We start from the raw sequence: 10,496 nt of genomic DNA, 5'->3' as shown, positions 1-10,496 counted from the left end.
CCCGTCCACATCGAGCAGACCGTGCCCAACGAAGTGGACGAGCAGCACGCTGTCCGCATTCTGAGCCTCCTCGGCGACCGCCTGGGCCATGAACCTGGCATCCGGCGGGTCGAGTTCGCCCCGGATCTGCTCGGGCGGCACTCCGCAGCGCTCGATCAGGGCGGTGCGCAGAGCGCGGTGGCCCAGGGCGGCGGACGGAACCGGGGACAGGCCGGGGCCGTCGTGCTCGGCGGTGGCGAGGAGGAGGACGCGGACGCCGGCGCCGGTCAGATCGGTACTCGGACGTGCCGGGGCTGGATCGGTCATGACAGCTCGCGGCGTTCGGGGTCCCCGTGTCCTCCGCGTTCGGGGATCTCGCGGGGCTCGGGGTGCCGGCGCTCGGGGTTCTCGTCCCCTTGCCCCAGGAGGGCGGCGAGGTCCGCGGCCTGCCGTCGCAGCGCGGCGGCATCGAGACCGGCCACGCGTTTGCCAGTCAGCTCCAGCGAGCGGCCGTCCTCCAGCGTCACCTTCAGCCGCACGTCCCCGCGCCGGTTACGCAGCCAGGCGATCACCCCGGTGGCCAGCGCGGTCGCCGCGCCCCCGGGGCCGAGCGCCACCAACACCGCCTCCAGCACCGGTCCGAGGGTCCCCGGCTCCGGCGGTCGCTCACGCAGCCCGAGCCGCCCCCGCAACAGTTGGTCGTCGCTCAACCAGCCGTATAAGGAACGGAGTCGGTCCGCAGCGTCCGGACCCTCCGCGTCCACTCGCACGTCCACGACGCCCCCGCCAGTTTGCCGATCTCGCTTGCCGTGCCGGGAGGCTAGCAATGGTTCGGGAGGGAACAACAGGGCGTGAAATGTGAAGGAGAAGGAGTGCGACCGCAGAAGATGACCGGCGATGCCTATCGTGGCCGCCACTCAATCTGCTCACCCACGTGCTCGGCGCGCAGCGCCGGGATGAACGGCTGGGCCGCCAGTTGCGCCTCCCGTCCGGCGATGCGCTTGCTGACGAGCTGGGACACGCCATGGTCCACTGGGACGACGAACGTCTCACTGCGTGAGGACGTGAGAGTGTCGTGAGCTCCGTCGGGCGGTCCCGGCTGGGATCAGACGAAGGCCGTTCGACTTCCCAGCCGACTCCGGTGGGGCCGTTGCCCAGGAGCCGGATGAGTTCGGGGCACGGCGGGGCGTCCGTGCTTTCAGCCGTGCGTCGGCCTGCGGCCGTGTACTGCTACCCCACGAGGCCCAACGCGACTGATCTGCGCGACACTGCCGGTCAGCAGTGCCACCCCAGCCAGGCTCTCGTTCGCGCCCGCGTCGCCGGGCTGCGGTCGGCACCATGCCCGCATCCTCCACCCGGCAGCCGCTTCGGCTCCGTCTCCGGCTGCCCGGTCAGTGGTCCCCGAAGAAGATCTCTTTCACTTCGCGGACCGCGTAGTACACCAGCACGTAGCCCGCTGCCGGGTCGGCGAACCACCAGCCGGCCACGATGTTGAGGACCAGACCGAGCAGCACCGCGGCGGCCAGCAGGCCGTCGATCAGCGTGACCCGGCCCTCCGTCTTGAGCACCGGATTGCCCAACGCGGCACCGGTGCGGGCCTTGCCCCAGGCCAGCGCGAACATCGCCCCGGCGGTCATCGCGGTCCACACGATCCCCAGTAGCGAATGACGCGGGCGGAAACCGCTGGCCAGCACCCACGTCGACTGCACCAGCAGATACACCGCCAACAGCGCGAAACCAACTCCGATCAGCCGCAGGGCACGACGCTGCCGGTCCTCACCCGTCCCGGACAGTTCCCAGATCACCACCGTCGAGGCGCCGATCTCGATCAGGGAATCGAGTCCGAACCCGGCCAAAGCAACCGACTTCGCCCCGACCGCGGCGATGGCCAGCACCACGATGCCAACCACATTCCAGCTCAAAGTCACGTACTCAAGGGCAAAGCCCCGACGCGGCAGGCTCTGACGCGAGGTCCCCTTCACATCACTCACCGGGCGATTCTCCCAGCCACCCCCAGCGAGGCCCGCACCCCTTCTCCTTCCGTTCGAATCCTGAGCTGGGCAAACGCGCAACTCAGGATTACCAACAGGCACTCAAGCTGCCGGGGCGAGGCGTTTCGCATCCTACGGAAGGGCCGTCGGTCGGGGCCCTGCACGCTGCACGACGGCGCGCTCCCAAGGACAGCCGCGGCGCGGTCGTGGCGTTGACGGCCCGGCCGAACGCCTCCAGGCATGCGGTGTCCTCCACGTTGGACAGCCGTCGCTCAGCTCCTGGGGATCTCCCAGCACATCGTGGAACGGTACGTGGCCGGCCAGCTCAAGCGACCCCGCCGCGAGCTGCGCGACCGCATAGGGCGCGATGAGGGTGGGGCCGGGAGCGCGGGGGAGACGCGGGTGCCGGTCCACGTTCGGCCGGCGCCGGCACAGCATGTCCGGAGCGGCCGGAGGCGGTCCGCGAACGGCCCTTCCGGAAAGCTCCGCCGTCCCTGCCGAATCAGAGTACGTGTGCTGAGGCGGTCACCCGGTTCGAACGGCCCGGTCTCTTGCCACCCGCCACCACCCGCCCCTCTCGCTACGCCCCGCGTGCCCTCCGCCGGAACGCCGTCGGCGTGGCGCCGGTGCGCTGCCGGAAGAACTTGGTGAAGTCGCCGGCCCCTGCGAAACCGAGTCGTTCGGCCACCGCGCCCACAGCCAGGTCACCTTGGGCCAGCTCCCGCTTGGCCTCCAGAACCACCCGCTCATCGACATAGCGCTTCGCCGACATCCCGACGGCCGCCTCCGTGGCCCGCGTGAGAGTGCGCCGACTGTAGCCGAGGGCGGCAGCGTAGTCCTCCACCCGCCGGGTGACGGCGAAATCGCGCTCGACGGCTCTGTGGAAGCGACGGAACGTCTCGCTCGGCACCGCCCTGCCGGACTCGGACCCGTAGGCCGCCGTCAGCCGTTCCACCAGCACCGCCAGCAGGTGCCGCAACGCTCTCAGGTGAGCCTCCAGCGGCAGCTGCGACGAGCTGTCGTACTCGTAGCGCAGGTGGTCCAGGGCCCTGCGCAACCCCTCGGCCTCCGGGCCCGCCGGACTGATCGGGCCCCGTGCGAAGGTCGGGTCGGCGACGCTGGCGGCGGTGGTCGCCGAGTCCGGGAATCCCGGCGGGAAGGCGACGACCACACCGTCCGCCTCTGTCAGACCCGGCCCCCAGCGCTGCACCTGCCCCGGCCGGATCCACAGCCAGTCGCCCGCGCCCGGCTCGTACGCCGTGAAGTCCACCCAGACACCGATCCGACCGGAGCGCACCGCGATGAGTTGGTGGAAGGCCGGCCGCAGGGGCGCGTAGGGATCGTTGCCGTGCCGCAGTGCGCGTTCGGCCAGCGCCGCCAGGTCCACCAGCTCCAGACCGGGTGGCGACCCCGCCGTGTGCCGGAACACCAGCTCCCGGATCACCGGCGTCGAAGACTGTCCGTTTTTGCCCATCGTGAGTCCCGAGCTTACCGCCGGGTGCCGTGCCCGCGCTCCTAGGCTGTTTACGTCGGCGCAGGTCAGCGCCGCAGGGCCGAGAGGTGACCGCCGTATGAGACTGATCGTGGGAATGACGGGGGCCACGGGCGCCGTCCTCGGTGTCCGTTTCCTTCAGACCCTGGCCGAGCTGCCCGAGGTGGAGACACACCTGGTCCTCAGCCGGTGGGCGCGCACCACGATCGAGCTGGAGACCGGCCTGTCCGCGGACGCGGTCGGAGAACTGGCCGATGTCGTGCACCGCCCCGAGGACCAGGGAGCCGTCATCTCCTCCGGTTCCTTCCGCACCGACGGCATGGTGATCGTGCCGTGCTCGATGAAGACCCTCGCCGGCATCCGCGCCGGTTACGCCGACGGTCTGGTCGGCCGGGCCGCAGACGTCGTCCTCAAGGAACGCCGCCCGCTCGTGCTGGTGCCCAGGGAGACTCCGCTGAGCGAGATCCACCTGGAGAACATGCTCATGCTGTCGCGGATGGGCGTCCGGATGGTGCCGCCCATGCCCGCCTTCTACAACCATCCGCAGACCGTGGACGACATCGTCGACCACGTCGTCGCGCGTCTCCTCGACCAGCTCGACCTGCCCGCTCCGGCCGCCAAGCGGTGGGAGGGGATGCGTGCCGCCCGATCCCTGCGGCCGGCCTCCTGACGAGGCACCGGCCACCCCCGCCCCCGCTTCCGCAGCGACATTCCACGGAGTACCCATGCCCTACGACGATCTGCGCTCCTTCCTCGACACCCTCGACAAGGAGGGGCAACTGCTGCGGGTCAGCGAGGAAGTCCTCCCCGAACCGGATCTGGCCGCCGCCGCCAACGCCGCCGGCCGGATCGGAGAAGGCGCCCCCGCCCTCTGGTTCGACAACGTCAGGGGCTTCACCGACGCCCGTATCGCCCTCAACGTGCACGGCTCCTGGGCCAACCACGCGCTCGCCCTCGGCCTGCCCAAGCACACCCCGGTGAAGGAGCAGGTGGCCGAGTTCGCCCGGCGCTGGGACGCGTTCCCCGTCCCGCCCGAACGGCGCGAAGACGCGCCGTGGCGCGCCAACACCCAGGAGGGCGACGACGTCGACCTCTTCTCCGTGCTGCCCCTGTTCCGGCTCAACGACGGTGACGGTGGCTTCTACCTCGACAAGGCCGCCGTGGTCTCGCGCGATCCCGAGGACCCCGGAAGTTTCGGCAAGCAGAACGTCGGCACGTACCGACTGGAGGTCGTCGGCCGCGACCGGCTGGCCATCCAGCCCGTACCCGTCCACGACGTCGCCCTGCACCTGCGCAAGGCCGAGGAACGGGGCGAGGACCTGCCGATCGCCATCACCCTCGGCAACGACCCGGTCATGGCCATCGTGGCCGGCATGCCGATGGGCTACGACCAGAGCGAGTACGAGATGGCGGGCGCCCTGCGTGGCGCGCCCGCGCCGATCGCCACCGCGCCGCTCACCGGCTTCGACGTGCCCTGGGGGTCGGAGGTCGTGATCGAGGGTGTCGTGGAGGGCCGGAAGCGCCAGATCGAGGGACCGTTCGGTGAGTTCACCGGGCACTACTCCGGCGGCCGCCGGATGCCCGTGATCCGCGTCGACCGGATCTCGTACCGCACCCGCCCGGTCTTCGAGTCGCTCTACCTGGGCATGCCGTGGACCGAGTGCGACTACCTGGTCGGCCCCAACACCTGTGTCCCGCTGCTGAAGCAACTGCGCGCCGAGTTCCCCGAGGTCCAGGCCGTCAATGCCATGTACACGCACGGCCTGCTGGCCATCATCTCCACCAGGAAGCGCTACGGCGGCTTCGCCAAGGCGGTAGCGATGCGCGCCATGACCACGCCGCACGGTCTGGGGTACATCACCACGGTCATCGTGGTCGACGAGGACGTGGACCCGTTCGACCTGCCCCAGGTCATGTGGGCGGTGTCCGCGAAGGTCAACCCGTCCGGCGACGTACTGGTCATGCCCAACCTGCCGGTCGTCGAACTGGCGCCCGCCGCGCAGCCCGCCGGCATCACCAGCAAGATGATCATCGACGCCACCACGCCGGTCGCCCCCGACGTGCGCGGCAACTTCTCGACACCGGCGAAGGACCTGCCCGAGACGCGCCAGTGGGTGACCAGGATCCAGAACCTCATGGCCGCACGCGGCTGAGCCGCCCGGCGCCCACCCGCCCGACATCTGCCGAGAATCCCGGCACCCGCCTTCGAGAGGGAGAGCCCCCCATGCCCGTGTGCCCCCGCTGCGCCTTCGAGACCGTCGAGACGCTGCACTCCTCACCCGTCCCCGACGTCTGGGACGTCCTGCAGTGCGGACGCTGTCTGTACACCTGGCGCACTACGGAACCGGCCCGCCGCACCCGGCGCGAGGCCTATCCCGAGCAGTTCCGGCTGACCGCCGACGACATAGAGGCCGCCCCCGAGGTCCCGGCGGTGCCGCCGCTGCGCACTCCTGCCTGAGAGACATACGCCCGCCCGCCCGCTCTGGGCAGGCGGGCGTACAAGGCTGCTCGCCACCTGGGAGTACCGCTTCGACCCGAGGGCGACGGCGCTCGGTGCTCCGACCCTGACCGACGACCGGATGGACCACTTCCCTCATCCGTCGAGGACATCAAGGAAGGCCGCGTCCAGACTGTCCTGTCCGGACGCTCCCTCATCGCCCTGCTGATCGAGCTGTGGAACACCCGCTCCACCGCCACCCCTCTCCAGGGCGACTGGGCACTGGCCATGACCACCTTTGAAACCGCATCGCGGCCGAACTCGGCGACGCCACCGGGCAAGGCGAGGCCATCCGCATCGTCCTCGACGACGGCCTCTCCCACGACCCCAGCGACTGAAAAGGCCGCACCGCAACTGCTCTGGCCGCGCCGGAGTCCGCAGTTTCGCGGACTACGGCGCGGCCGGCCGTGGCACCGCAGGCTGTTCGCAGCTGGTTCCCGTGCTGACCGACGGCGGCTCTGGCCACTCACTACGGCTATGTGGACGACGAGACGCTCTCGCTCTCCGTGCGCGCGCCCCTGACAACGCAGGCGGTCGCCCCTCGGCGTTCAGGACGGAACAGCCCAGGGCATGCGGGAAGCCGTTACGGAACAACCCCTGTACGGCGCCCTCCGCCGGCTGATCTACGCCGCCGATCCCTCCTGAACCGCTGCAGGCACCACGCAAACGCGTCGGGCGTTCCCGGACCGCACCAGCAGGGTCTGTCAAAGGAGCGGTGTAACTAGGGTAGTTGGGGCTACTGACGGGCTGCCGACAGGCGGCCGTCGAAGGTGATGTCGAAGGCGTTCAGCGCGGTCTCCCAGCGCATGGTCCAGCGGGCCTGGCCCTTGCCCGTGGGGTCGAGGGACATGATCGCCACGTAGACGCACTTCAGGGCGGCCTGCTCGTTGGGGAAGTGTCCACGGGCCTTGACCGCCCGGCGGATCCGCGCGTTCACCGACTCGATCGCGTTGGTGGTGCAGACGATGCGGCGGATCTCCGTGTCGAACCGCAGGAAGGGGGTGAACTCTTCCCAGGCGTTCTCCCACAGCTTCACGATCGCCGGATACTTCCGGCCCCAGGCGTCGGCGAACTCGGCGAACCGCTCCAGGGCAGCCTCCTCGGTCGGCGCCGTGTAGATCGGCTTCAGAAGCTTGGCGATCTTGTCCCAGTCCTGGCGGGCGGCATAGCGGAAGGAGTTCCGCAGCAGATGCACCACGCAGGTCTGCACGACGGTCCGGGGCCAGACGGTCTCCACCGCCTCGGGCAGGCCCTTGAGCCCGTCGCAGACCAGCATGAGGACGTCGTTCACGCCGCGGTTCTTGATCTCGGTGAGGATGTGCAACCAGTACTTGGCGCCCTCGCCGCCGTCGCCGGCCCGCAGGCCCAGGATCTCCCGCCGGCCCTCGGCGGAAGCCGTGCTCGCCGCCGTCTGGCCGCGCAGTCGGGGGCGGTCGGTGTGTTCTTCGCGCTGCCGACGATGGCCACCGGTGACGCGATGTTCCCCCGCCCGATGGAGTGGCTGGACCGCCTGCCCGCACCCGAGCAGGCAAGCCGTTCGGTGCTGTTGGCCCATTCCGAGGCTGCTCTCAGCGGCACGTTTGCCGATCTCATGCGCAGCAGCCGGCCCATTGCAGCTGTCGAGGTGGACGGGGGAGCGCGAGTGGCGGCCTGCGAGCCGTGACCGTGTCGCCGGCGTCGCGCATGCCTGGCTGCGGGACCGGAAGACTGCGCGACGGAGAGCACCGCCGTGGACGGACTCCGCGCCGAAGCACTACGCAGGCGCCCTGCGTTGTGCAACTCGTCCCTCCGGTAGTCGCCGGCCCCTGTGGCCGGCAACGAGGCGATCACTCTCGGTCCGCCCGTCACCTCGAAAGCCCGAGGGGGTGTTCTGGGGTCGGCGCTGGCTCGGCCGTTTTGTGGCGGAGGCCGTCGAGGAGCAGGTCGAGGAGGCGGCCGGCGCGTTCGCGGTGGTCGGGGGCGCTGGTGACGAGGGCGAGGCCGGCGAGGCTGAAGCCGACGTCGAGGGGGTCGACGTCGCGGCGCAGGAGTCCGGCTTCGGCGCCGGCGCGTAGCAGGGTGCCGAGCGCGGTGCCGAGCTTGTCGAGGGTCTCGGCGAAGGGGTCCGCGCCGCTGGCGACCGCGGCCCGCAGGGCGTCCGCCATGCCGTGCTTGGTGGCCAGGTAGTCGATGAACCTGTCCATCCACAGCCGTAGCGCCCGGTCCGGCGGGTTGTCGGCCAGCAGGTCGGCGGCGCTGTCGCAGACGCGGGCCAGTTCGTTGCGGTAGGCCGCCTCGACCAGTGCCTCGCGGGTGGGGAAGTGGCGGTAGAGCGTGGCCGATCCGACGCCCGCGGCCTTGGCGATCGTGTCGATCGGGACCTCCGCGCCCTTCTCGGAGAAGGCGCGCACGGCCGCTTCGAGGATGCGCTCCCGGTTGCGTCGCGCGTCGGCGCGCTGTGCGCTCGGCTGGGTGGTCAAGGCTGCTCCCTTCGTCAGGGGGTCAGTCTAACTGGACAATCGGGGAGTTCCCCGTTTACGTTGGAAGAGAACCGGGGGACTCCCCGTTTACATGTCCGGCCCGTCACGCCCCCCCCACGCAAGGAAGACCCGCATGACCTCCTCGAAGACCGTCCTGATCACCGGCACGTCCTCCGGCATCGGGCTGGCCGCCGCCGTCGGCGCCGCCCGATCCGGATGGACGGCGATCGCGACCATGCGCGACACGGGTAAGGCCGAAGCCCTGCTGGCGGCCGCTGCCGAGGCCGGGGTGGCCGACCGTGTTCAGGTCAAGCGCCTGGACGTGATCGACCCCGAGAGCGTCACGGTCTGCCTGGACGAGGTGATCTCCGACCACGGCCGACTGGACGCGCTGGTCAACAACGCCGGCGCGGCCCAGGTCGGCACCATCGAACAGAGCAGCCTCGACGACATCCGCGCTGCGATGGAGGTCAACTTCTTCGGCGTCGTGGCCATGACCCGGGCCGCCCTGCCGCACCTGCGCGCCTCCCAGGGCCGGGTGATCACCGTCAGCAGCGTCGGCGGCGCCGTCGGCCAGCCCTTCAACGAGGCGTACTGCGCGGCCAAGTTCGCCGTCGAGGGCTTCATGCAGTCCCTCGCCCCCGTCGCCACCACCGTCGGCGTCGACGTCACCGTCATCGAACCGGGCGCGGTCGCCAGTGAGTTCGTCGCCAACCTCGGCCTGGACGTCCCCGCCCTGCTCGCCGAGGCCGGTCCCTACGCCCCTGCCCTTCAGGCGTACATTGCCCGCACCCGGGAGTCCTTCGGCAACGCCCAGACCCCGGCCGAGGCCGCAGCCCCGATCATCGACGCCCTGACCGCTGAGCGCCCGCCGTTCCGGGTCCAGACCTCGCAGTGGGCCCGCGACTTCGTCGCCACCACTCTCGCCGACCTCGACGGCTCCGCCGTTCAGACCCTCACCCACACCTGGGTCCGCTGAACACCCCGGAACAAGCAGGAAAGCACCACCCCAGGACCGAGCCCACCGCCCTCGACCCGGTGATCACTCCCGGCGAGGACGGCGAAGTTAGTCGCGTGCAGCCCTCTGACGTGAGCCGACTGACTTGGATGTCAACGATTCTGCTTGTGCTGACTGTGACGGAGCGTTGTAGGTGACACCAGTCGACAAGCAGCGTGCTCAGCTCACAATGAAGCACGGGCGTCGCGTTCCTTTGCAGCTGCGGTCATTGCTGCGGTCGGACACCGCACCAGCCGCGCCGACGCCGTCCGCATCCACCGCGTCTGTCGTGTGGCCCTGCCGCTCGTGCTGGGCTGGGTCTTCTTTGTGGGGAAGGCCAGCTCAACGTCGACGGATTCGAGCCCGGACCAGAAGTTCGGGGACTCGCTCACCGGCTGGTATCGGCATCGAGTCAATTGTATTCAAACCAGGTCAGAACGGCCTTGACTCGTCTGTTGTCCTCGCCGGGAGCCATGCCGAGCTTCGCGAAAACATTCGCCACATGCTTGCTGACAGCAGCGCCCGAAAGGAACAACTTCGATGCGATCTCCGCGTTGGAGCTCCCCTCAGCCATGAGGGCGAGCACCTCTCGCTCGCGGGCGGTGAGTCGGGCAAGCGGTCCTTGGGGAGAGTGGGCGCGCGTGACGTGGCGGACGACCTCGGGGTCGATCACTACTCCGCCCCTGGAGACCGTCTCGAGAGCCCGGAGGAAGTCGGCGACTCTTCCCACTTTCTCCTTGAGCAGGTACCCGACGGCTCCGTCAGCGCCTGGTCCGTTGAGGAGCTCTCGCACATATGGTCCCGTGACATATGCGGAAAGGACCACCACTGGCAGATCCCGGTACCGGGAGCGCAGATCGATTGCAGCACGGAGCCCGTCATCTGTGTTTCCCGGTGGCATGCGAACGTCTGTAATGACGATGTCTGGGGCAGTCCCGGCATGCGCCAGTGTATCGACAGCGGCCACCAGCTCATCGGCGTCTTCGCATTCATGGATGACGTCATGTGCGTTGGAGGTCAAGATCTCCCGGATACCCGCACGAATCAGCACACTGTCATCCGCCAGGACGATTCTCATGCC

General features: G+C 69.7%; 9 protein-coding genes and 2 pseudogenes. 5 read left to right on the top strand and 6 right to left on the bottom strand.

The window, feature by feature from the left end; genetic code table 11:
* Nucleotides 1-302: 302 nt before the first annotated feature.
* Together HEP81_RS01230 and HEP81_RS01225 are read right to left on the bottom strand one after the other, a co-directional pair.
* Nucleotides 303-743 carry an effector-associated constant component EACC1 gene (locus HEP81_RS01230; protein WP_274599511.1) on the bottom strand — a complete coding sequence of 147 codons (441 nt, stop codon included), beginning with the start codon at nucleotides 741-743 and terminating at the stop codon, nucleotides 303-305.
* A 627-nt stretch (nucleotides 744-1,370) separates the two neighbouring features.
* Nucleotides 1,371-1,970, bottom strand: a complete 600-nt coding sequence (locus HEP81_RS01225) for a cation diffusion facilitator family transporter (RefSeq protein WP_037662635.1) — start codon at nucleotides 1,968-1,970, stop codon at nucleotides 1,371-1,373.
* Nucleotides 1,971-2,234: 264 nt separating this feature from the next.
* On the opposite strand from HEP81_RS01225, the pseudogene HEP81_RS41085 reads away from it, so the two are divergent.
* Nucleotides 2,235-2,339 (top strand): annotated as a pseudogene (locus HEP81_RS41085) (telomere-protecting terminal protein Tpg); the annotation flags it as partial.
* A gap of 211 nt (nucleotides 2,340-2,550) precedes the next feature.
* Here HEP81_RS41085 and HEP81_RS01220 read toward each other — a convergent pair.
* Complete coding sequence (locus tag HEP81_RS01220; protein WP_172636765.1) at nucleotides 2,551-3,444, bottom strand: helix-turn-helix domain-containing protein; 894 nt, start codon at nucleotides 3,442-3,444, stop codon at nucleotides 2,551-2,553.
* A 97-nt stretch (nucleotides 3,445-3,541) separates the two neighbouring features.
* On the opposite strand from HEP81_RS01220, the gene HEP81_RS01215 reads away from it, so the two are divergent.
* The 3 genes from HEP81_RS01215 to HEP81_RS01205 all read left to right on the top strand — a co-directional run bounded on the left by HEP81_RS01215 (nucleotide 3,542) and on the right by HEP81_RS01205 (nucleotide 5,920).
* Nucleotides 3,542-4,132 (top strand): non-oxidative hydroxyarylic acid decarboxylases subunit B, encoded by a 591-nt coding sequence (locus tag HEP81_RS01215; protein ID WP_037662639.1) that lies wholly within the window; start codon nucleotides 3,542-3,544, stop codon nucleotides 4,130-4,132.
* Between the two features lie 55 nt (nucleotides 4,133-4,187).
* Nucleotides 4,188-5,615 carry a non-oxidative hydroxyarylic acid decarboxylases subunit C gene (locus HEP81_RS01210; protein WP_037662641.1) on the top strand — a complete coding sequence of 476 codons (1,428 nt, stop codon included), beginning with the start codon at nucleotides 4,188-4,190 and terminating at the stop codon, nucleotides 5,613-5,615.
* Nucleotides 5,616-5,686: 71 nt separating this feature from the next.
* A complete protein-coding gene (locus HEP81_RS01205; protein ID WP_037662643.1) occupies nucleotides 5,687-5,920 on the top strand; it encodes a non-oxidative hydroxyarylic acid decarboxylases subunit D in 234 nt (77 codons plus the stop codon).
* A 775-nt stretch (nucleotides 5,921-6,695) separates the two neighbouring features.
* Here HEP81_RS01205 and HEP81_RS01200 read toward each other — a convergent pair.
* Both HEP81_RS01200 and HEP81_RS01195 read right to left on the bottom strand, forming a co-directional pair.
* Nucleotides 6,696-7,364: pseudogene (locus tag HEP81_RS01200) on the bottom strand (IS256 family transposase); the annotation flags it as partial.
* 439 nt (nucleotides 7,365-7,803) lie between these two features.
* Complete coding sequence (locus HEP81_RS01195; RefSeq protein WP_051850751.1) at nucleotides 7,804-8,418, bottom strand: TetR/AcrR family transcriptional regulator; 615 nt, start codon at nucleotides 8,416-8,418, stop codon at nucleotides 7,804-7,806.
* A gap of 133 nt (nucleotides 8,419-8,551) precedes the next feature.
* Between HEP81_RS01195 and HEP81_RS01190 the strand changes: the two genes are divergently transcribed.
* Complete coding sequence (locus tag HEP81_RS01190) at nucleotides 8,552-9,397, top strand: SDR family oxidoreductase (RefSeq protein WP_037664124.1); 846 nt, start codon at nucleotides 8,552-8,554, stop codon at nucleotides 9,395-9,397.
* Nucleotides 9,398-9,827: 430 nt separating this feature from the next.
* Here HEP81_RS01190 and HEP81_RS01185 read toward each other — a convergent pair whose 3' ends face one another.
* Entirely contained in the window at nucleotides 9,828-10,493 is a 666-nt protein-coding gene (locus tag HEP81_RS01185; protein ID WP_037664131.1) for a LuxR C-terminal-related transcriptional regulator, read from the bottom strand.
* Nucleotides 10,494-10,496: the final 3 nt, after the last annotated feature.

The organism is Streptomyces griseofuscus, assembly GCF_014673495.1.
GTDB classification, from domain to species: domain Bacteria; phylum Actinomycetota; class Actinomycetes; order Streptomycetales; family Streptomycetaceae; genus Streptomyces; species Streptomyces murinus.
The sequence above is the reverse complement of the archived record's forward strand: the minus strand, read 5'-3'. Positions and strand labels throughout refer to the sequence as shown.

Coding starts and splice junctions, on each gene's coding strand:
- HEP81_RS01210 (WP_037662641.1), top strand. CDS start 4,188: ATGCCCTACGACGATCTGCGCTCCTTCCTCGACACCCTCGACAAGGAG.
- HEP81_RS01185 (WP_037664131.1), bottom strand. CDS start 10,493: ATGAGAATCGTCCTGGCGGATGACAGTGTGCTGATTCGTGCGGGTATC.
- HEP81_RS01205 (WP_037662643.1), top strand. CDS start 5,687: ATGCCCGTGTGCCCCCGCTGCGCCTTCGAGACCGTCGAGACGCTGCAC.
- HEP81_RS01215 (WP_037662639.1), top strand. CDS start 3,542: ATGAGACTGATCGTGGGAATGACGGGGGCCACGGGCGCCGTCCTCGGT.
- HEP81_RS01190 (WP_037664124.1), top strand. CDS start 8,552: ATGACCTCCTCGAAGACCGTCCTGATCACCGGCACGTCCTCCGGCATC.
- HEP81_RS01220 (WP_172636765.1), bottom strand. CDS start 3,444: ATGGGCAAAAACGGACAGTCTTCGACGCCGGTGATCCGGGAGCTGGTG.